Genomic DNA, 21,391 nt, shown 5'->3' with positions numbered 1-21,391 from the left:
ACATGGGGATGGTCGACCGCGCCGTCACGGGCTGGCGAAGCGGCGACAACGGGGTTACGGTGCCGCACCGCTGTTGGAACAGCCCTTGGCACGGACATCGGAGGCAACGCGCGGCATGACGGTTCTGGTCACCGGCACGGCCGGCTTCATCGGGATGCACGTGGCGCTGGAGCTTTTGGCGCGAGGCGAGACCGTTGTCGGGCTGGACAACTTCAACGCTTATTACGACGTGACGTTGAAGGAGGCCCGGGCGGCGCGCCTGCGCGGCCACAAGGGCTATATCGAGACGCGCCAGGACCTGACCGACAGCGGCGCCTTGCTGGCCCTGTTCGCCCGGCACCGCCCGCGCCTGGTGATCCACCTGGCCGCCCAGGCCGGCGTGCGCTATGGCCTGGAAAACCCGGGCGCCTATCTCGACAGCAACCTGATCGGCGTGTTCAACCTGTTGGAGGCCTGCCGGGCGCACCCGCCCGAGCACCTGGTGTTCGCCTCGACCAGTTCGGTCTACGGCGCCAATTCGCAGCAGCCGTTCAGCCCGCACCACCCGGCCGACCACCCGGTCAGCCTGTACGCCGCCACCAAGCGCGCGGCCGAGGTGATGAGTCACGCCCACGCCCACCTGCACGGCCTGCCCTGCACCGGGCTCCGGTTCTTCACCGTTTACGGCCCCTGGGGGCGGCCGGACATGGCGCTGTTCCTGTTCACCCGCGCCATGCTGGCGGGTGAGCCCATCCGCGTGTTCAACCAGGGCCGCATGGCGCGGGACTTCACCTACATCGATGACATCGTTGCCGGCGTGCTGGCCGTCGCCGACCATCCGCCACGCCCCAGCCCGGCGCCCCGGGGCGGCGACGGGCCGCTGGATCCGGCGGGCAGCCCGGTCGCGCCTTTCGCCGTGTACAACATCGGCGCCGGCCGGCCGGTGGCCCTGACGGATTTCATCGCCGTGCTGGAAGAGGCGCTCGGCGTCGAGGCGGTCAAGGAGATGCAGCCGATGCAGGCGGGCGACGTACCGGAGACCTGGGCCGACGTGTCGGACTTGGCGGCGTTGACCGGCTATGCCCCGGCGACGCCGATCGAGACCGGCGTGCGGCGGTTCGTGGAATGGTATCTCTGGTACTACGGGGACCCGAGGGGATAGAAATCTCGCCTGTCCGACACCGCTCTTGTCCGAGCACGAGTAAGGGCGGGAGGTCTCCCCCCCCGCCCCATGAGACGAATCACCAAACGAGGCTTCCTGTTACACTGACCGGCCGGCCAGCAGGCGGGCGCGGGTGGAGCCCATGACGGCGGCCACGTCCTCGGGCGACAGGCCGTCACGGTCCATGACCAACCCGACGATCGGGTCGGACAACACGCTGGCCAGGTCGGGTTCGTGGTCGGTGTCCCAAACATGACAGGGCATGACGCGGGCATCGCCGCAAAGACCGCCGCGCCCGGCACCATTGCGAACCGAGCCGCCACGCGGGTCCAGGCGGCTGCGATGGCTGGAGGCGCGATGCGGTGTGCCCGCGCGCCAAGGATGCGGATGGCGCTGCACCATCTGTGTCTGAGTCTGGGTCATGAACGCGGTCTCCCTCAAACCAACGGTCCTAGCATCCGACCGTGGAGAACACTTTGTCTGGCCCCTTCCCCCTTTCAAGGTCCGTACGCGCGGTGGCGTGGCGGGCCGGGCGGGGAAGCGGGCCGGGGCCTCGGGGGACGGGTGCATTATTCCGACCCGCCGCCGGAGGCGCGGACCCTTCCTTCGGCTCGTCAGAGCGGGGTCCTTTTCCTATTTCTGACAAATACGGTCCGATATGCCCTCAAGTCAATTTGTTTCGGCCGCCACCGGAATTTGAGTCAATAAGTTTACAGACCGTTGACAGAACGCAACGGCCGGCGCCCCAGACGCTCGCGTCCGCACAAAAATCGCTGCGCTGCAGCAATGGCGAGAACAGGTCTCGAAACAGTAAGTCCGAAAATTGCGCGCCGCCCTTTCTTCCGCTCTCGCAATAAGATGCGCATCGCCAACGCGCCCGGATCCAGGGACGACCACCCAATACCTGACAAAACGACTTTGATATCGGACGCACGCGCAGCAGCCGTGGCATCCCGTAGAAATTTACAAATGTTCGGTGTCGTGGCACGGCTGCGGCCCGGGACCGGATCGGTCGTCGCGACTCCGTGGCGTAAAGAAGGACGTGGGCACCGGACGGATCCCACGAAAAAGGGGCCGGACGGTGCCGGCCCCTTTTTCGCGATTCGGTCGCCCGAAGGAGTCGCCCACAGGGCGACGCCGTCACTGCCCGGCCGGGCCGGGGCTGAAGGTGGCGATGAAGTAGCCCGCGGCCACGGCGGTGCCGATCACGCCGGCCACGTTCGGTCCCATGGCGTGCATCAGCAGGAAGTTGCCGGGGTCGGCCCTCTGGCCTTCCACCTGCGAGACGCGCGCCGCCATGGGCACGGCCGACACGCCGGCCGAGCCGATCAGCGGGTTGATCTTGTTTTCCTTGATGAACAGGTTCATGCCCTTGGCCATCAGCACGCCGGCGCCGGTGGCGATGCCGAAGGCGACCACCCCCAGGGCCAGGATCTTCAGCGTCTCCAGTTGCAGGAACCGCTCGCCGGTCATGGTGATGCCGACGCTGGTGCCCAGGAAGATGGTCACGGCGTTGATGATCTCGTTCTGGGCGGCCTTGCTCAGGCGCTCCACGACGCCGGATTCGCGCATGAAGTTGCCCAGCATCAACATGCCGATCAGGGCCGCCGCCGCCGGCACCAGCAGGATCACGACCACGGTCACGATCAGGGCGAAGATCAGCTTTTCCAGGCGCGACACCTTGCGCAGCGAGCGCATCCGGATCTCGCGCTCCTTCTTGGTCGTCAGGGCGCGCATGACCGGCGGCTGCAACAGCGGCACCAGCGCCATGTAGCTGTAGGCCGCCACGGCGATCGGGGCCAGCAGGTGCGGCGCCAGCTTGTTGGCCAGGAAGATCGAGGTGGGGCCGTCGGCGCCGCCGATGATGGCGATGGCCGCCGCCTCCATGCTGGTGAAGCCGATGGCCACCGCCCCCATGAAGGTCGCGAACACGCCGAACTGCGCGGCGGCGCCCAGCAACAGGGTGCGCGGCGCGGCGATCAGCGGCCCGAAATCGGTCAGCGCGCCCACGCCCATGAAGATCAGGGGCGGGAAGATCTCCAGGTGCACGCCTTGCTGGATGTAATAGAACAGGCCGCCGGGATGGTCGCCGACGGGTTCGTTGACCATGCCCACGGTCGGCAGGTTGGCCAGCAAGGCGCCAAAGGCGATGGGCACCAGCAGCAGCGGCTCGAACTTCTTGTAGACCGCCAGGTACATCAGCACCAGCACGACGACCCACATGACGACCATCCGCCACGTGATCCCGGGGATGGCGGTCAATTCGTACAGATGTTGGAGGGTTTCCATGAACGGCGCTCCCCAGTGACGGTCCGGATCTCGAATGCTCTCCGACTGAGAAGCGTTAGCTCAGGGACAGCAGGGCCTGCCCCTCGGCGACGGTGGCGCCGGCCTGCACGGCCACGCTGGCCACCGTGCCGCCCTGGGGCGCCTGGATGGGTGTGTTCATCTTCATGGCCTCCAGCATGACCACCTGCTGACCGGCCGTCACGGTGTCGCCCACCTTGACGTCGACGGAGACCACGGTCCCGGCCATCGGGCTGACGATGTCGCCGGACCCCGTGGGCGCGGCGGGCGTGGCCGGGGCGGCCGGGGCGGGCGCGGGCGCGGGAGCCGCCTGAGCCACGGGAGCGGCCGGGCGCGGGGCCGGCGGGGCGGACGGCGCCGCCGCGCCGGCTTCGTCCAGGGTTTCCACGGTCACGTCGTAGACCGTGCCCTCCACGGTGATGCGCAGTTTCCTCATGGGTGGTTCCCTTGCGAGATCAGGTGTTCGCCCGGGCCTGGGCGGGAATGGTGCGGCCCCAGTCGCCTTGACCGAGGTTTTTGTTGAAGGTCTGCAGGCGGGCCTGGTTGGCCCAGTCGGTGCCCACCATGGGCGGCGCGACCACGCTGACGATGCGGTGCGGGCGGTCGAGCACCGTGGCCACCGCCGCCGCGATCGCCGCCAGATGATGCGGCGGAACACCGCCGGCGGGGGCCGGCGCGGGAGCGGGCGCCGGGGCCGGCGCGACCGCCTTGGCATCGGGCTTGGCCACGGTCTTGCGGGCTTCGGCGGCGCGGAACGCCATGCCGACAAGCGCGCAGGCCCCCCACAACATGAGCAGCACCGCCACCACCACGGCGATGCCGATCAAGAGGATTTCCAGTCCCTTGAACACGCGCGTCTCCCCCGTTTCCGTCGTTGTCTGCCCCGCCACGGCCCGGCGGCCGTTCCGGCTGGGGCTGTTCTCCGTGCGCGCCGGCCGGGCCGGGCCGCCGTGACGCTAGAGCGGAATGTTGCCGTGCTTCTTCGGCGGCCGTGTCTCGCGCTTGCTGAGCAGCGTGCGCAGCGCCAACGAGATCCGCCCCCGGGTCTCCGACGGCTTGATGACGTCGTGCACGAACAGCTTGCCGGCCGAGATGTAGGGCGAGGCGAAGTGCGCCCGGTACTCGTCGGCCAGTTCGCGCGAGCGGGCCACGCGGTCCTCGGCCTTCTCCAGGTCGCCCCGGTAGAGGATGTTGACCGCGCCCTCGGCGCCCATCACGGCGATCTCGGCGGCCGGCCACGCCAGCACGATGTCGGCGCCCATGTCGCGGCTGCACATGGCCAGGAAGGCGCCGCCGTAGGCCTTGCGCATGATGATCGTGATCTTGGGGACCGTCGTGGCGCCGTAGGCGAACAGCATCTTGGCGCCGTGGCGGATGATGCCGCCGCGTTCCTGACGCACGCCGGGCAGGAAGCCGGGCACGTCCACCAGATTGATGATGGGAATGCCGAAGGCGTTGCAGAAGCGGATGAAACGCGCGCCCTTGTCGGAGGCGTCGATGTCCAGGCAGCCGGCCAGTTCCTTCGGCTGGTTGGCGATGAAGCCGACGACGATTCCGCTGATGCGGCCGAAGCCGACCACCATGTTCTTGGCGAAGTCGCGCTGCACCTCCAGGAAGGTGCCGGGGTCGACCAGGCGGTTGATGACGTCCTTGACGTCGAACGGCGCCTTGCCGGATTCGGGCAGGATGTCGTCCATACCCGGGTCCTCGCTCAGATCCACCTCGGGCGCGATCTGGTGCGGCGGGTCGCTCATGTTGTTCGACGGTAGGTACGACAGCAGGCGGCGCACGATGTCCACCGCGTCCTGCTCGCTGTCGGCGACGAAATGGATATTGCCGGAGACGTTGGCGTGCACGTCGGCGCTGCCGATCTCGTCCTTGCTGGTGGCCTGGCCGGTAACACCGCGAATCACCTCGGGGCCGCAGATGAACATCTCCGAGCCGCCGCGAATCATGATGATGAAGTCCATCAGCGCGGGCGAATAGGCGGCCCCGCCGGCGCAGGGGCCGGCGATGACGGCGATCTGCGGCACCACGCCCGACAGGCGGACGTTGCGGTTGAACACCTGGCCGTAGCCGGACAGGGCGATCACGCCCTCCTGGATGCGCGCGCCGCCCGAATCGTTGAAGCCGACGACGGGCACGCCGCTCAGTTCCGCGTGATCCATGATCAGCGACAGCTTTTCGGCGTGCTTCGACCCCAGGGAGCCGCCGGCCACCGTGAAATCCTGGCTGAACGCGGCCACCGGGCGGCTGTCGATGAAGCCGACCCCGGTCACCACGGCGTCGCCCGGCAGGTCCTTGCCCTCCATGCCGAACTGACGGCTTTCGTGCTGGGCGTGCAGACCGAACTCCTGGAACGTGCCGGCGGCGAACAAGGCGTTCAGGCGGTCGCGCGCCGACCACAGCCCCTTGGCGTGGCGGGCGTCGATCTTCTTCTGGCCGCCGCCCAGTATCCCGGCAGCGCGGCGGCGTTCCAGTTCCTCGACAGCCTGCTTGGAAATCGGCATGTGGTTCCCCCTGGTTCAGGCCACCCGTCAACGTTTCCTGGGACGTTTTCTGGGCGGACCCCCTGGCGTGACCCTGAGCGGGCGGCTGGTGGCGGCGCGGCGAGTATACGCGAGAGAATGGGGAGGATGTCCACCGGGAACCCCGCCCCGTCAGAACGACCCGGTCAGAACGACCGGATCAGGACGGTCGGCCAAAGCGGAGCGTCCCGATTGTTCCGGCCCCGGACCCAGCCCCCGTCGGAATCCCTCTTTATACGGCAGGGTCCCGATGGTCAATCGCAGGCGCCACCAATCACTGAGACGACGACGTTTCCATGGGCGGGGCCATCATCGGCTCGCTCGGCCGATCGGTGAACGTGACCTCGAACCGTTTCGCCTGCGGCAGGGTGTTGCGCATGACCATGCGGAAGGGCGTGGTGCCCCCGGGCTCCAGCCTCTCGGTGGGGGGTGGGGCGACCATCTGTTGCACCATGTCGCCGTCGGCGTCGAGCAGCGCCAGCCGCAGCGCCGGCACCGGCCGTTCGACCTCGCTGACGTTGTTGATGAAGCCGCGCACCACCACGACCTCCTCGTTGTCGACCAGTTCGCGGGTGACGACGGGCTTCGGCTCGTGCAGCGTCAGGCCGAGGCCCGGCCAGTTGAGCGGAATGCCCAGGGCGGTGTACACCGCCTCGGACGCCGGCATCATGGCGACGACATTGTTGCGCAGGAAATACAGCGCGCCCAAGGCCCCCGCGAGCACGACCACCACGGCCGTCGCCCACGACGCCCAGGCGGGCGGGCGTTTGCGCTTGCCGCCTTGGCGGTGCGGGCCCTCCCGCAAGGCGCTGGGTAGTTCATCGTCCTCGCCGAACACATCATCGTCCTCGGCCACGCCACCGGCCCGGCCGCTCCGCTCGCGCTCCTGGTCCTCAAGGCGGGCCAGAATATCGTCGAAGTCGGGGCCGTCGTCGTCCCCGGCCCGATGGTCGGCGGCGTTGCTTCCGCCCGGTTCGCGGCTCAGCGGCATGTCTTCGCCCGGCAGGTCGTCGAGCATGGTTCGACCCCGCCCGACGGGACGCTCCGTCTCGGCCGGTTGGGCCGGCGCGCCGCCCCAGTCGTCCGCCTCGCCCCAGTCGTCGTCCGGGCCGATCTCCTCCATGGGCGGCGGTGGGGGCGCCGGCTCAAGATGGGCCGCCAGCGGGCCGTGGTCGGGGGGCGTGGTCGGGCGGGACAACGCGGCGTCGAAGTCGTCACCGGCGGCACCGGACGGGGCCTGGTGCCAGCGATGGTCGCAACGGGCACACTTCAGCGTCCGCCCCGCCGGGCCGAGGGCCTCGTCGGGAACGCGGAATCGTGTCGCACAGCTCGGGCAGGTTATTTTCATGCGGCAATCGGTTGGCGGCGAAAGCTATGATCGTTATAGAACCACTTGGGGGCGGGCACAAGCGAACGCCGGGGCACGGGATCACGTGCAAGAAAACCACAACGGCAACGGACCACGGCCCATGAGTCACGACAGCGCCGCGCGCGCGGGTCTCGACGACCCCGATGCCAACATGGTCGTGCGGTTCGATCATGTCGGGCTGCGCTATGACCTGGGTCCGGAGGTGTTCCGGGACATCGGGTTCGCCCTGCCCAAGGGGTCGTTCCACTTTTTGACCGGGGGCTCGGGCGCGGGCAAGTCCTCGGTGCTGGGGCTGTGCTATCTGGCGCTGCGGCCGACCCGTGGCACGATCCGCCTGTTCGGTCACGACGTGACCCAGCTGCCGCGTCAGGTGCTGCCGCGCCTGCGTCGCCGCATGGGCGTGGTGTTCCAGGACTTCCGCCTGATCGACCACCTGTCGGCCCTGGACAACGTCGCCCTGCCGCTGCGGGTGGCCGGCGCGCCGGAGACCGATATTCGCCGACACGTGCCGGAACTGCTGGCCTGGGTCGGCCTGGCCGATCACCTCGACGCCAAGCCGCCCACCCTGTCCGGCGGCCAGAAACAGCGCGTGGCCATCGCCCGCGCGGTGATCAACCGGCCCGACCTGTTGCTGGCCGACGAGCCGACGGGCAATGTGGACGATCGCATCGCCATGCGGCTGCTGCACCTGTTCGAGGAACTGAACAAGATGGGCACGACGGTCCTGATCGCCACGCACAACGAGCAACTCGTGCAGAGGTTCCCTTACGAGCGCCTGCACCTGCAGGCCGGGCGGCTGACGCGCCACCGGGGCGGCGGAGGCGCCAGCGAACGCGCGGGCGTTCGTCCGGCCACGGACGCGCCCGCCACCCCGCCGCGCCAACCGTGAGGATGTCGTCCGCCATGCGCACGTTGCCCCTGGGCCGGGACCGCACCGCCGTTCTGGTGCCCATGCTGGTGGGCGTCATGGTGTTTCTGGCCGTCCTCGCCGCCGCCGGTGCTCTGGCGCTCGGCAACGTGCTGGAGGACTGGAGCCGCGACGTCTCCGGCAGCCTGACGGCCCAGGTGCCGCCTGTCCCCGGCCTGGGCGAGGCGGCGCGCATGGCCACCGACGAGCGGGTGGCCCAGGCCGCCGCCGTGCTGCGCGCGCAGCCGGGCGTGGCCTCGGTGCGGGTGCTGAGCGAGGACGAGCTCATGGCCCTGGTCGAGCCGTGGATCGGGGCCGGCGAGTTGGTGCGGGACCTGCCCCTGCCGCGCCTGCTGGACATCACCCTGGAGCCCGGCGCGGCCGCCCGCACGAACCCCGGGCCGATGGCCGACGTGCTGCGCGACGCCGTGCCGGGCGCGACGCTCGACGAGCACCGGCTGTGGCTGGGTCGCCTGATGGATCTGGGCGAGGCCCTTGGCGCCCTGGGCCTGGCGGTGGTGCTGGTGGTCAGCGGCGCGACCGCCGTGGCGGTCGTGCACGCCACCCGGGCGGACCTGGCGGCATACCGTCCGGTGATCGAGGTGCTGCACATGATCGGCGCCCAGGACGGCTACATCGCCCGCCAGTTCGCCATCAACGCGCTGTTTCAGGGCTTGAAAGGCGGCTTGGGCGGATTCATGCTGGCCTTGCCGACCCTCGCCGGCGTCGGGCTGTTGGCGGATCGTGTCGAGGCCGGGCTGGTCCCGCGCATCAGCCTTTCGGTGGTCGACTGGGCCATCCTCGCGGCCCTGCCGCTGGGCGCGGCCAGCCTGGCGATGCTGACGGCCCGCGTGACGGTGCTGCGCACCCTGGCCCGGATGCCCTGATCGCGTTCAACACAGAGTGAGCATTGTGCCCTCGCCCTCTTTTTCCACGGTCGTCCGGGCGGCCATTCTCGCCGTTTTGTTGCTGCTGGTGATCGCCTGGATCGCCGGTCTGGTGTGGTACGCCTCGGCCATTCCCGTGCGGGGCCAGGACCGCGACCGGCGCGTCGACGCCATTGTGGTCCTGACCGGCGGCAGCGAGCGGATCGACGAAGGGCTGGCGTTGCTCGAGGCCGGGCTGGGTGAGGTCCTGTTCATCAGCGGCGTGCCCGCCGCCGTGGCGCCGGACGACCTGTGGCGCGCCTTCGGCGTCGATCCCGCACCGGATGTCGCCGATCGCATCGTGCTCGGCCATGCCGCCGCCAACACCCTGGGCAACGCCGAGGAAACGGCGGCCTGGGTCCGGACCCGGGGATACCGCAGCCTGCGGCTGGTCACGGCGGCCTACCACATGCGCCGGGCCATGCTGGAATTCCGCGCCGTGATGCCGGGCATTGACCTGATTCCGCATCCGGTCTATCCGCCGCATGTCAAGCAGGAGGAATGGTGGCGCTTCCCCGGCACCGCCCTTTTGCTGACCCGGGAATACATGAAATACCTTGTGGCCAGGGTGCGGCTTGGCCTGGGCCTGTCGCCCGGATCGCCCCCCCGTTCCGCGATGGAGTCCTCATGACGGTCCTCCGCTCGGCGTTGTTCATGCTGCTGTACGTCTGCTCGACCCTGCTGCTCGGGGTTCTCTACCTGCCGCTGCTGTTGGCGCCCCAGCGCATTGTCGTGGCCGGCACCAAGATCTGGCTGGCCGTCCTGCGCTGGCTGGCGCGGTATGTGGCCGGCGTGACCTACCGTGTCGAGGGCTGGGAGAACCTGCCGCAAGGACCGGTGATCATCGCCGCCAAGCACCAGAGCGCCTACGACACCTTCCTGTTCCACGGCCTGCTGGAAGACCCCGTTTACGTTCTCAAACGCGAGCTGTTCCGCATTCCCTTTGTCGGCTGGTACATGAAGGCGGCCGGCATGATCGGCATCGACCGCAGCGCCGGCGCCCAGGCCTTGCGCATGATGTTGAAGGCCTGCGGCGAGGCGCTGGCCGAGGGGCGGCAGATCATCATCTTCCCGGAGGGCACGCGCGTCGCCGTCGGCGAAAGCCGGCCCTATCACCCCGGCGTGGCCGCCCTGGCGGCGCGCCTGCCGGACGTGCCGGTGATCCCCGTGGCCCTGAACTCCGGCCCGCTGTGGGGCCGCAAGTCGTTCCTGAAGCACCCCGGCACGGTCACCGTCCGCTTCCTGCCGCCCATGGAGACGGGCCTGGACAAGCGCCGTTTCCTCGATACCCTCAAGACCCGCATCGACGAGGCCGTCGCGGCCCTGCCGTCGCCAGAGGGCCCGGGGCGCTGACCGGTGACGGTCCCCGTCAGGCGGTCCGGCCGGCGGCCGGACTGGCGTTCATTTCATGCTGGCCGGTGGCGGATCAGTGTGACGCATCCGCCGCCAGCATGGCCCCCGTGCCGCCTACTTCAGCGTCGGCCGGCGCAGGCGGCGGCGGTCGCGCCCACCCGGGTGCAGCCGCCGCGCCTCTGCATAAAGTGCGGCCAGATCGTCGGCGTAGGCGCGGTCGCCGTGCGCGCCGGCGCGGCAGTACTCATCCAGGATCATCTGCCGGATGGCCGGGGCGCCCCAGGGCTGCGCCAGTGTGTCGTAGGCCTTGCCGGCCGCCAGCACGGGCGGCAGCCGTTCGTGGCTGGCAACGACGACCACCTCGTCCGGCACCGCGTCGCTGAGACCGTAGCAATCCCATATCGTAATCATGACTCCCTCCCGTCAACTTCGCTCTCGGACGGGTGGCCCGGCGGGGCCTGTCACCGGCCGGGAGGGGATGGTCCGTCAGGCGGGCCGTCATCGTGGTCGTGCCGGGAGCGTTCTGTCCCGGTCTGGCGGGCCGCCTGACCCGAAGATCCAAGTGTAAACCAAATGTGACATGCGTGCCAGCGATGGCGCGTCATGTCTGCCATGCAAGGGTCCGGGGCGTCCCTACAAGCATCGCACGCAGTCGCGGCCGTCGGCCTTGGCGCGGTAGAGGGCCTCGTCGGCGCGGGCCACCCAATCCTCGACCGACTCCCCGGGCCGGTGCTGGGCGATGCCCAGGCTGAGGGTGACCGTCCCGGCGGGTGGCATCGGCACGCTGGCCATGGCCTCACGCAGGGTCTCGGCCAGTTGCCGGGCGCCCTCGGTGTCCGTGCCGGGCAGGATGACGAGAAACTCCTCGCCGCCCCAGCGGGCCAGAAGGTCGGTCTCGCGGATGCGGTCGGACAGGCGCGTCACCACTTCCCGCAGCACCTGATCGCCCACGGGATGACCGTGCGTGTCGTTGATCGCCTTGAAGTGGTCGATATCGGCCATGATGACCGCCGCCGGCGTCTCCATGCGGTCGGCGCGCCGCGTTTCCTGGTCCAGCCCCCGGATCGCCTGCTGGCGGTTGAAGGCGCCGGTCAGCACGTCGTGCGTGGCCTTGTGCTCCAGTTCGGCCATCAGCGCGCGCTGTTCGGTCACGTCGACGAGCATCGTCAGCAAGTAGCGGGTGGACCCGCTGGTGATCAGTTCGCCCGTCAGTTCACCGATGAACAGCCGGCCGTCCGGCCGAATGAAGCGGTATTCCACCGGTTTGGGGTCGTCCGGCGCCAAAAGCGCCTCGACCATGGCCAATCGGGCCTCGGTGCTGGGGAACAGGTCCAGCTCGACCGTGGTCTTGCCGATTACCTCGGCGCGCGTCCGGCCCAGGGTTTGCAGCAGGGACTCGTTGGCGTCCACGAGCCGGCCGGTCTCCGGGTCGGTGATGGCCATCAGGGTGGCGTTGGTGGTGAAGGCCTTTTCGAACTTCTCCTTCGACAACGCCAGCTCGGACAGGTCGCGCGTGGCGGTGAAGAAGGCTGGGGCATGGTTCCAGGTGCCGAGTGCGATGCGCGTTTCCGCCGGCACCACGCGGCCGTCGCGGGTGACCACGGGCATGGTGACGACATCCACCAGCCCGGCCAGAATATCCCTGAGATCGGAGTCGGCCGCCTCCCGCTGGTCCTCGGGTCGCAACACCAGCATGGACTGGCCAATCAGGTCATCCCGCGACCACCCCAGCGTGTCCAGCAAGGTCTGGTTCGCCTCCAGAATGCACCCGTCCATGTCGAGCACGGCCAGAAGATCGCGCGACAGGGCGAAGTAGGCATCCAGGTTGGCCAGGCTGCGGCGGACGGCGACGTCGAAGCGTCTCTGGGCGGTGACGTCACGCGCCACCTCGACAACGCCCTTGAGGGTGCCGTCCTCATCCAGGGCCGGGAAGGCGCGCACGGACCACGTGCGGCCATCGGGCGCGACCTGTTCCTGTTCGCACGCGGTTCCCGTCTCGAAGCACCGGAGGACGGGGCAGCCCTCGCAGGGCGTGTCCCGATGGCCCCACAGGGTGTAGCAGTGGTGGCCGATCAGGGCGTGCGCCTCTGCGTTGACGGATCGGGCGGCGGCGGCGTTGGTCCACGCGATCCGCATGTCGCTGTGTTCGAAGAAGGCGACAAGATCGGAAATGCTGCCCAGGATCAGGGCCTTGTCGCGCTCGCTCTGGCGTAGCGCCTGCAAGGTCCGCTGGTGGTCCGTGACGTCGACGAGCCCCACCAGCAGGCCGTCGATGACCCCGGCGACGTCCCGCACCGGCTGGATGCTGACGTCCCAGAAGGTCATGCCCTCGTCGGAGCCGTCCGGGGCCGCGAGCGGCCGCGCGGTGGCCGTGTAAGGCTTGCCCGTGCGCAGCACCGTGCGGAACACGGCTTCGTCCTCGCGGCTGGGGAACAGGGCGAAATGATTGTGGCCGACAAGGTCGTCCGGTTGGCGGCCGACCCGGTGGGCATAGGCTTGGTTGACGCGGCGCACGTTGAAACGCCGGTCGAGATAGGCCACCGCGAAGACGCTCTGTGTAAAGATCCGGTCCAGAAGATTGGTGGAATGGCGCAGGCGGCGCTCGGCCTCGATGCGGTCGGAGATGTCGCGCAACACCGTCATCACGCCGATCCGACGGCCCTGGTCCGTGACCGGGTCCTTGCGGGCGCTGACCCAGACCAAGCCGTCGTTGGTCGGCAGCAGCAGGTCGCGGATCAGCGTTCGCCCGGTGTCCAGAACGGCGCGGTCGTCGTTGCGCAAGGCCTCCGCCACCTCGGCCGGGAAGAGATCCTTGTCGGCCTTGCCGACGAGGTCGCCGACGGGGCGGCCGATGACGCGGGCCATGGCGGTGTTGGCGAAGCGGATGACGAGGTGCTCGTCCTTGACGGACACCATGTCGCCGGTGGCTTCCAGCGCGGCGGACAGCAGGGTCGCCGACTGCCAGAACGCGCGGTCGGTCCGTGCGTCGGCGGCGGTCTTATCCGTCCCGGTTGGGGGCGTCTGACGGTCGACCATGGCCCGGCTCCTTATACAGGTCGCCCATCCAGGCGCGGCACCTCCCCAGGCCCATGGCCCCGTGCGGGTTGCCCATGGCGTGTCCCGCCCCCCGGCAGGACAGTGTTGGTATGGCGCGGCGACATCGCGATCGTGCGTGTCGCGTCGCGGATCCTCCGCCCCCCATTGACGGGGAAGTCCGATCCTGGACCTATGGATAAGTGTACTGCATCGCCCGGGTGAAGTCAGGCCATCTTTAGGATCACCGCCGGAGAGATCAAAGGGCCGCAAGGCTGGTCCAAAAGAGGCCGCAGCGTGGAAAAGAGTTTCCTTAGAATAAGAAAAATCGCCAGAAACGTTCGTCGCCAGGCGTGTTCGCCTCTCCGTCCGCCTCATTATATACAAAGACCTATGAGGAGCCGTCCGCCCTGACCACGTCAAAGACTCCCGACTTGCCGCCCGATTTATGCAGCAAGCGAATATTCGTCATGCGCATTCCTCGGTCCACGGCCTTGCACATGTCGTAAATGGTCAGGGCGGCGACCGACACGGCGGTCAGGGCTTCCATTTCGACGCCCGTGCGACCGGCGATTCGGCACGTCGCGGTGATGTCGACCGCGCTGTCCGCCTCGTCGAGCGACAGATCGACACGGACCGAGGTCAGCGCCAGCGGATGGCACAGCGGGATCAGGTCGGCGGTGCGCTTGGCCGCCATGATCCCGGCCAGACGCGCGACGGCCAGGACATCCCCCTTGCCGATGCCATGGTCCCGGATCAGGGCGATGGTCTCCGGCGCGGCTTCCACGCGGCCGCCGGCCACGGCAACCCGATCAGTCTCCGCCTTGGCCGAGACATCCACCATGACGGCGTTGCCCTGGTCGTCGAAGTGCGTGAAGCTCACCGTTTGCCTCTTTCCAGCCATCTCGCCGTGCCTACCTTAAACGGCACGGGACCGGTCCGCCACTGGCGTCACGCCTGCTGGCTGGCGCACGCCCGCCCCTGTCTCACGCGTCTTTGGAACCGGGTGTCGGCCGGGTACGATGGCGGCCGGCCGACCACTCCACGAGGAACCCACTGTCCATGCTCCGTGTCTGGCGCCGTCCCGTTGTTCTCGTCCTGGCCCTTGCGGCGCTGATCCGGGTGTCGCCGGAGCCGGTCGCGCCGGCCTATGCGCAGGCCCGGGACCATGCCGTCGTCGTCGGCGACGTGACGACGGTGGAGCGCATCGGCGCGCCGGCCCTGACCTACCAAAGCGGACGCGATCTGGCGGCCCGGTTCATCGACATGGCCGGCGGGGTGATGGGCAGCAAGGCGGTGCGCATCGTCGCGGCCGATCCGGGCGGTGACTCCGCCGCGGCGGTGCGCGCCGTCGAAGAGCTGAAGGAACAGGGGGTCACGCTGTTCATGGGCGGAATGGTGGCCGATGTCACCCTGGCCGCCGCCCGCGCCGCCGCGCCGACACCGTTCCTGGCCATTGATGCTCGCCTGCCGGCGGCCGTGGTCAGGGATGTCCCCAATCTGTTCCAGATCGGTCCGTCGGCCGAGGCGCTCGGCCGCGTGCTCGCCGCCGAGGCCGCCCGGAGCCCGGCGATCCGGTGGGGCGTGGTGGCCCAGGATGACTATTTCGGCCGCGCGTTGGCCCATGCCTTCTGGAACGAACTGCGCGCCGCGCGGCCCGAGGTCGAGCTGGCCATGGAGTCCTATGTTCCCACTCTGTCGGGAGAGGTCGGCCCGGCGCTCGACACCCTCGCGGGAGCGGCGCCGGACGGTCTGTTGCTGGGCCTGCGGGATGGCGATCTGGTCGCCTTCGTGCAGGGCGCGCGCGGCGGGCTGCTGGACGGCACGGCGGTCATGGTGCCGCAGGTGGGCACGCCGGACATGCTGCGGGCGCTGGGGACTGACCTGCCGGACGGCTGGGTGACCACCGGCTATCCCTGCTGCGAGACGGGCGGGCAGCCGCACCGCGCCTTTGCCGAGGCGTACCGGACTGCTGATCCGAACGGCGCCACGCCGACCCTCACCGCGCTTTACGGCTATGCCGCCATGATCACCGTGGGCACGGTCCTGGACAGCGCCTGGTCGGAAAAGCCGGACGCCTTGACCAAGGAACTGGCCGGCCTGACGCTGTCGACTCCCGTCGGCGAGATGCGCTTCGACCCCGGGACGCGACAGTCCTCACTGCCGGTGTGGATCGGCCGCACCCTGGGCGGGCAGTTCGTCGAGGCACGGCGCGTTGATCCCTCCGCCCGCCGCTGAGCCCCCGGCGCCCTACCGCTTCTCCCCCTCCGGCTTTGGCTCGATGTACAGCAGGTCGTAGCCGGTGATCATCGCCTTCAGGTAGGCGTAGAACGGCTTGCCGGCGAAGGCCGCCAGATAGACGTGGCCGACGAAGAACACCAGCATGGCGAAGGCCGCCGCCGTGTGGATCAAGGCCACGTCGCCAAGGGTCAGTGGTCCTTCCAGCCCGGTCCGCGCCCAATCATTGTAGAACATGTACAACAGGCCGGAGATCCAGATCACCGGCGAGATGAGCACGTTGAACGCCAGATAGGCGAGCCGCTGCAGCGGGTTGTGCTTGGCCATACGGGTCTTGCGGTAGGGGTGCGGCACCGACGGGTCGAGAATGCCGGTGGTGTAGTACTTCACCACCGCCATGATGCCCCGCCGGGTGGGGATGTACTGCTTCCACTCGCCGGTGATGGCGTGCCAGATGATGACGAACACCCACAGGCCGATCAGGAACCAGGCGGCAAAACGGTGCCATTGCGCCGCCTGCTCGTAGCCCAGCCACAGATAGGCGCCGTTGACCTCAAAGCCGGTGACCATCATGGCGATGATCAGGATGGCCTGGGACCAGTGCCAGAACCGCTCGAAGCGGCTGAACACCATGACCCGTTCCTTGGCGGAATGCGGCATGTCGTGAGACTCCTCCCTGGTCCCGAGCGGTGTCGGGACGGTGTGTTTTGGTGTTTGTTTTTCGGTGCCGCCGGTCGTGCCCCGGCCCGGGACAGACGCGCCGACGATCAATCGTTACAGGGCGGTGTCGATGTGTGTCTTTGACAGCCGTCAACCGGCGGCTGACGCAAGCGGACGAAACGGCCTGCCGGTCACCCCTCCAGCCGAGCCTTGACGGCCAGCAGGTCGCGCCACGCCAGCCGCTTGGCCTCGGCGTTGCGCAACAGGTACGCAGGGTGGAACGTCGGCATGGCGGCGATGTCGTGCTGGCCGCCGGCCGGACTGTGGCTGCGCCACTGGCCGCGCAGGCGGGTAATGCCCTCGGTCGTCCCCAACAGGGTCGAGGCCGCCAGCCCCCCCACCAGCAACAGGACCTTGGGCGCGACCAGGGCCACGTGGCGTTCGATGAAGGGGACGCAGACGGCCACCTCGGCCGGGGTCGGCTTGCGGTTGCCCGGCGGACGCCACGGCACGACGTTGGTGATGTAGGCGCGCGTGCGGTCGAAGCCGATGGAGGCCAGCATGTCGTCCAGCAGCCGGCCGGAGACGCCACAGAAGGGCCGGCCCTGGCGGTCCTCGTCGGCGCCCGGGGCCTCGCCCACGACCATCAGGGCGGCGTCGCCCGCGCCCTCGCCGAACACCGTGTTGGTGGCTGTGATCCTCAGCGGGCAGCCGTCGAACCCCTCCAGCGCCTGACGCAACTGATCGAGCGTGCCGGCCCGCGCGGCCACCGCCGCCGCACCCGCCGTGGCCGCCGGTGCCGCTGGGGGCGGGGCGGGAGGCGCCGCGCGGGCCTGGGCCTGACGCGCCGACGGTGCAGTCGGGCGGGTCGCGGGGCGCGCGGCTGGCTCCGCGCGCCTGGCCTTCAGCGCGGCGTCGGCGGCGAAGCGGTCGACGGGGGTCTCGCCGACGCACTCGTCCACGCCCGCGCTGTCGTACCAGCGCAGCAGGGCGATGTCGTCGAGCGCGTCGGCGGCGCCAAACATCGGTCAGAAATCCAGATCGGCGTAGTGCTTCACCGGCCGCAGGCCCGGCTCGCTGTCCGCCAGCAGGGTGCGGAAGCACGGACGGCTCTTGAGCACCATGTACCAGTCCTTGGCCGCCGGATGATCCTCCCACGGCACGTCGCCGGCGTAGTCCACCAGCGACAGGTGCGCGCCGGCCATCAGGTCGGCCAGGGTCAGGCGGTTGCCGGCCAGCCACCGGTTGGCCTCGGTCAGCCAGGCGATGTATGACAGGTGCGTGCCCAGATTGGCCCGCCCGGCCCGCAGGGCGCGCGAATCCGGCGTGCCGTTGCCCATCAGACGCAGCGCCAGCTTCTGCCCGACCAGGGGCTCGGTGACCTCGCGGCGGAACCCGGTGTCGAACCAGGCGACCAGGCGGCGCACCTCGGCGCGGACCACGGGGTCGGCGCCCAGCAACGGCGGGTCTGGATGCATCTCGTCCAGGTACTCGGCGACGGCCTGGGTGCCGGCGATCACCGCGCCGCTGTCCTCGACCAGCACCGGCACCTCGCCGGCCGGGTTGAGGGCGAGAAAGGCTTCGTCGCGCAGCCACGGCGTGACCACGCGCAGCTCCGCCTCCAGCCCCTTTTCCCCCAGGACCAGACGGGCCAGGCGCGCACCCGGATACAGCCAATGATGAAAGAGACGCCGCATGGGCGGCAGTGTAAGCGGCCAGGGGTGCCGAGGCCAGAGGCGATCGGCGTGGAGGCGTCGCGCCATGGCGCCGTCTATGCCGAAAGCCGAATCGATCCCGCCCGGCGCCGGTGGTACAGTGACAGTCCGGGCGGCAAGCGGAATGGTCGCGTTGGCGTCGAAACGACGCTGGCGGCTGACGAATCCCTGTGTCATACGGAATTGCATGGCGACACATGACTTGGGCGCATGGCGCGCGTCACGTGATGGGAGCGGCCTCGGCCGAAGGCTGAACGAGAGAGGGGAGAGGCGTTGGGAGGACCGGTCGGTGACCGTGGTCAGGGCGCGGTGTACGTCTTGGTGGCGCGGTCGGGAGCGACCAACGCACGGTGAGGACACATGAGTCGCGGTGGTGGGGTTCTGGGGCCAGGCGGGGCGCTCTGGGCGCCTGACAGCGGTGGCGGGGGACGGCCGGGGCGCTTGCGGGATACGCTGATGGCGCTCCGCGAGGTCGGCCAGGTTCTGGTGCGCGAGAGCGATGTCGACGCCCTGATCCGGCAGGTGTGCCGCAAGCTGACCGAGACGGGCGCCTATGAGAACGCCTGGATCACCGTGTTTGAGGCGCCGGGGCAGCGTCCTCGCGTCGCCACCTCGCCCGGGTTGGACGGCGCGTTTGATCCGCTCGGTGACCGCCTTCTGGCGGGCGACCTGCCGCATTGCGCCGACCGTGCTCTTGAGGCCGGGACGACGATCATCATCGAGCACCCACCCTCCGAGTGTGGGACCTGCCCGCTCGCCGGTCTGTATCCGGACCGGATTCGCCTTGCCTGTCCCATCGCCTTCGCCGATCGCCGGTACGGTGTCGTGGCCGCCTGTGTGCCGACGCAGCGCGACGATGACGTCGCGGAAAAGCGCCTCTTTTCCGAAATGGCGGGCGATGTGGCCTTCGCCCTGCACAAGATCGAACACCTGCACCAGGTCGACGAACTGCACACGCAGTACCGCAATCTGTTCGAGAACAGCCATGTCCCGATGCTGCTGATCGACCCGGAGGACGGGACCATCGTCTCCGCCAACCCCGGGGCTGTCGCGTTCTACGGCTGGGACAAGGCTGACCTGGTCGGGAATAGCATTCATGACATCAACGTCCTGTCCCGCGACGCGGTGGCGGCGGAGATGGGGGCGGCCCGCCGGGGTCAACGGCAGGTCTTTCGGTTCCGGCATCGCATCGCCGACGGATCGATCCGCGACGTCGAAGTGTCGAGCGGTACGGTCAGGTCCCGGGATAAGACCCTCCTGTTTTCCATCATCCATGATGTGACCGACCGGTTGCGCGAGCAGAAGGAACTCGCGGATACCAAGGAGGTTCTGGAACAGGCGCAGAAGATCGGCCGCTTCGGTCACTTCGACCTGGATGTCGCGGCCGACAGGTGGACCAGTTCAAGCGTCCTCAATGCGATCTTCGGCATCGACGCCGCGTATCCCCGCACGATCGACGGCTGGCTGGATCTGGTCGACCCCGACGATCGTTCATCCATGCGCACGTACCTTGTGGAGACCGTGCTGCGGAACCGGTTTCCCTTTGACCGGACGTTCCGCATACATCGGCGCGCCGACGGACAGCTCCGCTGGGTGCACGGGCGCGGGCACCTGTTTGTCAATGCCCAGGGCCGGGCGGCGCGCCTGTTGGGGACCATTCAGGACGTCACCGAGATCGAGCAGACCTATCAACGACTGAACGGCACCATCCGCGACCTCCGGATGGCGCAGCGGATCGCCCGCATGGGCAACTGGCGTTACGACCCGGCGAAGCGTCAGTTCCACATCGGTGAGGACGTGTGCCGCATCTATGGACTGGAGGGGCCGTGCACCGTTCTGCCTCTCGATGCCTTCCTGAGGCTGCACGCGCCGGCCGATCGCCCGGGGCTGTCCGAGGCCATCCGGATGACGGCGCGCAAGGGCGGCGGGTTCGAACTGACGCTGAGGCTCGAGGGCGACGAGGAGTCGTGCCAGTGGATCGCCATCATCGGCCAGGCCGACCCCGAACAGCGGCCCGAGGGCGCCCTGGTGCGCGGCGTGGTCCAGGACGTGACGGCCGAGACCGAAACCCGCGAGGAACTGCGCCGGGCCAAGGAAAACGCCGACCTGGCCAACCGCACCAAGAGCGAGTTCCTGGCCAATGTCAGTCACGAGATTCGCACGCCGCTGAACGCCATCATCGGCTTCGCCGAACTGATGTCGACCGAGCTGTACGGCCCACATGGCCACGACAAGTATGCCGAATACAGCGCGCTGATCGAGTCGTCGGGGAAGACCCTGCTGGATCTGGTCAGTGATATCATCGACCTGTCGCGGGTCGAGATCGGGGCGATGGAGATCGAGGAGGACGTCCTTGAGATGGCCGGCCTGTTCGAGTCCTCCGTCCGCCTCTTCGAAATGCGGGCGGCGGGCAAGCAGATCACCCTGACGACGGACCTGAACCCGCACCGGCTGACGATTCGTGGCGACGAACGGCGGCTGCGCCAGATCGTCATCAACCTGCTGGGCAATGCCATCAAGTTCACACCGAACGGAGGATCGGTGGTGTTGCGCGGCGGGCTGGACGACGCGGGGCGGTGCGTGATCAGCGTGACCGACACCGGCATCGGCATCAGCCCGGACCAGACGGCGCGGATCCTGACCGTGTTCGGGCGGGCGCGGGACGACTACGTGCGGGCGCAGGAAGGCTCGGGTCTCGGCCTGCCCCTGTGCCAGCGCATGGCCGAGTTGCACGGCGGCACACTGACCATCGACAGCGAACCCGGCGAGGGGACCACGGTGTCGGTCGTCCTGCCGCCCGAGCGCACGATCCGCTCCTGAGGCGGGCGACTCTTCTGCAGCACACCCCGCCGCCATCCTTATCCCTTCTGCGCGGCGACGAACTGGTCGTAGGCCTCCAGCGTCATGGCGCCGTAGACCGAGGACGGGCCGCCGCCCATGTAGACCGCCATGCCGATGGTCTCCAGGATTTCCTCGCGCGTCGCACCGTGGCGCACGGCAGTGCGCACGTGGAACGCGACACAGCCGTCGCAGCGCATGGCGATGGCGATGCCAATGGCGATCAGCTCCTTGGTCTTGGGGTCGATGGCCCCGTCCTTGGTGGCGGCGCTGGCCAGTTTGGAAAAGGCGCCCCAGGTCTCGGGAATGCCCTCGCGGCAGCTCTGCATGGCGCCCGAGAGGTCCTTGGTGTACTGGGGCCAGTCCTTGTACATGA

Annotated in this window: 20 protein-coding genes; 7 read left to right on the top strand and 13 right to left on the bottom strand. The window is 68.9% G+C overall.

What is annotated here, in order from left to right; translation table 11 throughout:
- Window positions 1-115 precede the first annotated feature (115 nt).
- Window positions 116-1,141 carry an NAD-dependent epimerase/dehydratase family protein gene (locus Q0309_RS17765; protein WP_299444476.1) on the top strand — a complete coding sequence of 342 codons (1,026 nt, stop codon included), beginning with the start codon at window positions 116-118 and terminating at the stop codon, window positions 1,139-1,141.
- A 99-nt stretch (window positions 1,142-1,240) separates the two neighbouring features.
- Here the strand turns inward: Q0309_RS17765 and Q0309_RS17760 are convergent, their stop codons facing one another.
- From Q0309_RS17760 to Q0309_RS17735, 6 genes are all read right to left on the bottom strand, one after another.
- On the bottom strand, window positions 1,241-1,564 hold the full coding sequence (locus Q0309_RS17760; protein ID WP_299444474.1) for a hypothetical protein: 324 nt from the start codon (window positions 1,562-1,564) through the stop codon (window positions 1,241-1,243).
- A 717-nt stretch (window positions 1,565-2,281) separates the two neighbouring features.
- Window positions 2,282-3,430, bottom strand: a complete 1,149-nt coding sequence (locus Q0309_RS17755; RefSeq protein WP_299444472.1) for a sodium ion-translocating decarboxylase subunit beta — start codon at window positions 3,428-3,430, stop codon at window positions 2,282-2,284.
- Window positions 3,431-3,485: 55 nt separating this feature from the next.
- A complete protein-coding gene (locus Q0309_RS17750; RefSeq protein WP_299444470.1) occupies window positions 3,486-3,884 on the bottom strand; it encodes a biotin/lipoyl-containing protein in 399 nt (132 codons plus the stop codon).
- A gap of 19 nt (window positions 3,885-3,903) precedes the next feature.
- On the bottom strand, window positions 3,904-4,299 hold the full coding sequence (locus tag Q0309_RS17745; protein ID WP_299444468.1) for an OadG family transporter subunit: 396 nt from the start codon (window positions 4,297-4,299) through the stop codon (window positions 3,904-3,906).
- 105 nt (window positions 4,300-4,404) lie between these two features.
- Window positions 4,405-5,958 (bottom strand): acyl-CoA carboxylase subunit beta, encoded by a 1,554-nt coding sequence (locus Q0309_RS17740; RefSeq protein WP_299444466.1) that lies wholly within the window; start codon window positions 5,956-5,958, stop codon window positions 4,405-4,407.
- 292 nt (window positions 5,959-6,250) lie between these two features.
- Window positions 6,251-7,324: a DUF3426 domain-containing protein gene (locus tag Q0309_RS17735; protein ID WP_299444464.1), complete on the bottom strand. Its 1,074-nt coding sequence runs from the start codon at window positions 7,322-7,324 to the stop codon at window positions 6,251-6,253.
- A 121-nt stretch (window positions 7,325-7,445) separates the two neighbouring features.
- Between Q0309_RS17735 and ftsE the strand changes: the two genes are divergently transcribed.
- From ftsE to Q0309_RS17715, 4 genes are read left to right on the top strand one after another with little or no spacing between them, the layout of a single operon-like run.
- Complete coding sequence (ftsE, locus tag Q0309_RS17730; RefSeq protein WP_299444462.1) at window positions 7,446-8,234, top strand: cell division ATP-binding protein FtsE; 789 nt, start codon at window positions 7,446-7,448, stop codon at window positions 8,232-8,234.
- Window positions 8,235-8,248: 14 nt separating this feature from the next.
- A complete protein-coding gene (locus Q0309_RS17725) occupies window positions 8,249-9,139 on the top strand; it encodes a cell division protein (RefSeq protein ID WP_299444460.1) in 891 nt (296 codons plus the stop codon).
- Between the two features lie 25 nt (window positions 9,140-9,164).
- Window positions 9,165-9,809, top strand: coding sequence for a YdcF family protein (locus tag Q0309_RS17720; protein ID WP_299444458.1), 645 nt, complete (start codon window positions 9,165-9,167; stop codon window positions 9,807-9,809).
- A complete protein-coding gene (locus Q0309_RS17715; RefSeq protein ID WP_299444456.1) occupies window positions 9,806-10,531 on the top strand; it encodes a 1-acyl-sn-glycerol-3-phosphate acyltransferase in 726 nt (241 codons plus the stop codon). The genes Q0309_RS17720 and Q0309_RS17715 overlap by 4 nt, the downstream gene beginning before the upstream one ends.
- A 114-nt stretch (window positions 10,532-10,645) precedes the next feature.
- Here the strand turns inward: Q0309_RS17715 and Q0309_RS17710 are convergent, their stop codons facing one another.
- The 3 genes from Q0309_RS17710 to moaC form a co-directional block, all read right to left on the bottom strand.
- Window positions 10,646-10,942, bottom strand: a complete 297-nt coding sequence (locus Q0309_RS17710; protein ID WP_299444454.1) for a hypothetical protein — start codon at window positions 10,940-10,942, stop codon at window positions 10,646-10,648.
- A gap of 222 nt (window positions 10,943-11,164) precedes the next feature.
- Complete coding sequence (locus Q0309_RS17705; RefSeq protein WP_299444452.1) at window positions 11,165-13,567, bottom strand: PAS domain-containing protein; 2,403 nt, start codon at window positions 13,565-13,567, stop codon at window positions 11,165-11,167.
- 388 nt (window positions 13,568-13,955) lie between these two features.
- Window positions 13,956-14,447 (bottom strand): cyclic pyranopterin monophosphate synthase MoaC, encoded by a 492-nt coding sequence (moaC, locus tag Q0309_RS17700; protein WP_299444450.1) that lies wholly within the window; start codon window positions 14,445-14,447, stop codon window positions 13,956-13,958.
- Between the two features lie 179 nt (window positions 14,448-14,626).
- On the opposite strand from moaC, the gene Q0309_RS17695 reads away from it, so the two are divergent.
- Complete coding sequence (locus tag Q0309_RS17695; protein ID WP_299444448.1) at window positions 14,627-15,802, top strand: ABC transporter substrate-binding protein; 1,176 nt, start codon at window positions 14,627-14,629, stop codon at window positions 15,800-15,802.
- A 12-nt stretch (window positions 15,803-15,814) separates the two neighbouring features.
- Here the strand turns inward: Q0309_RS17695 and Q0309_RS17690 are convergent, their stop codons facing one another.
- The 3 genes from Q0309_RS17690 to Q0309_RS17680 form a co-directional block, all read right to left on the bottom strand.
- Window positions 15,815-16,462, bottom strand: a complete 648-nt coding sequence (locus tag Q0309_RS17690) for a cytochrome b/b6 domain-containing protein (protein ID WP_299444446.1) — start codon at window positions 16,460-16,462, stop codon at window positions 15,815-15,817.
- A 191-nt stretch (window positions 16,463-16,653) separates the two neighbouring features.
- The gene (locus tag Q0309_RS17685; RefSeq protein WP_299444444.1) at window positions 16,654-17,487 is read right to left on the bottom strand and encodes a uracil-DNA glycosylase; all 834 of its coding nucleotides are present in this window, start codon (window positions 17,485-17,487) and stop codon (window positions 16,654-16,656) included.
- A gap of 3 nt (window positions 17,488-17,490) precedes the next feature.
- A complete protein-coding gene (locus Q0309_RS17680) occupies window positions 17,491-18,159 on the bottom strand; it encodes a glutathione S-transferase family protein (RefSeq protein ID WP_299444567.1) in 669 nt (222 codons plus the stop codon).
- Between the two features lie 474 nt (window positions 18,160-18,633).
- On the opposite strand from Q0309_RS17680, the gene Q0309_RS17675 reads away from it, so the two are divergent.
- Complete coding sequence (locus tag Q0309_RS17675) at window positions 18,634-20,997, top strand: ATP-binding protein (protein ID WP_299444442.1); 2,364 nt, start codon at window positions 18,634-18,636, stop codon at window positions 20,995-20,997.
- Between the two features lie 38 nt (window positions 20,998-21,035).
- Here Q0309_RS17675 and Q0309_RS17670 read toward each other — a convergent pair whose 3' ends face one another.
- Window positions 21,036-21,389: a carboxymuconolactone decarboxylase family protein gene (locus Q0309_RS17670; RefSeq protein ID WP_299444440.1), complete on the bottom strand. Its 354-nt coding sequence runs from the start codon at window positions 21,387-21,389 to the stop codon at window positions 21,036-21,038.
- Between the last annotated feature and the right edge of the window lie 2 nt (window positions 21,390-21,391).

Origin of the sequence: uncultured Rhodospira sp. (assembly GCF_937138205.1) — a bacterium.
Taxonomy (GTDB): domain Bacteria; phylum Pseudomonadota; class Alphaproteobacteria; order Rhodospirillales; family Rhodospirillaceae; genus Rhodospira.
This window is presented reverse-complemented; position numbering and strand designations above follow the sequence as displayed.